General features: G+C 69.2%; 1 pseudogene. It reads left to right on the forward strand.

What is annotated here, in order from left to right:
- Positions 1-299: 299 nt before the first annotated feature.
- Positions 300-548, forward strand: a pseudogene (locus ABD323_RS44805) (HNH endonuclease); the annotation flags it as partial.

Here is a 548-nt window from a genome sequence, read left to right on the forward strand (position 1 = left end):
CGGTCCTCCAGGGGGAGAGTGCCGGCGCGCGCTGTGGGGGCGCGCAGTGGGGGAGGTCGGACACACCACAGCTGACGACCGGTCAACACCCCGGCTGCCGCGCTGCAGATTGGCGCGAAGCTATGTGGTCTGAACCACATAGGTCAATAGGTCTGTACCAATCGGTAGTCATCCGAGACATGCTTCGTCAGGTGATCCTCATCACCCGTTCATCTTCCGCACGCCCCGTGCCCTTGGGCCCCAACACTCGTTCGTATCCGTGGGGACGGGCGCAGCAACGCGACCCGGAAGGGGCGGACATGACAGTCAAGTACACCCGCGAGCTACTGACCGCGCTGGCCGCCGAGTGCGACAGCGTCAACGCCATGCTGCGCCGACTCGACGTGCCGCTGGCGGGCGGCACCCACAGCTACCTCAGCGGCCGGCTCAGGCACTACGGCATCGACACCGGCCACGTCACGGGCCAGGCACACAACCGGGGCGAGCAGCTCGGGCCCCGGCGGGAGCCGTCCGAGGTGCTGACCGTGCGCCCGCCCGGCGGCCCGCCG

The sequence above is a fragment of the Kitasatospora nipponensis genome, assembly GCF_039528135.1.
GTDB lineage: Bacteria > Actinomycetota > Actinomycetes > Streptomycetales > Streptomycetaceae > Kitasatospora > Kitasatospora nipponensis.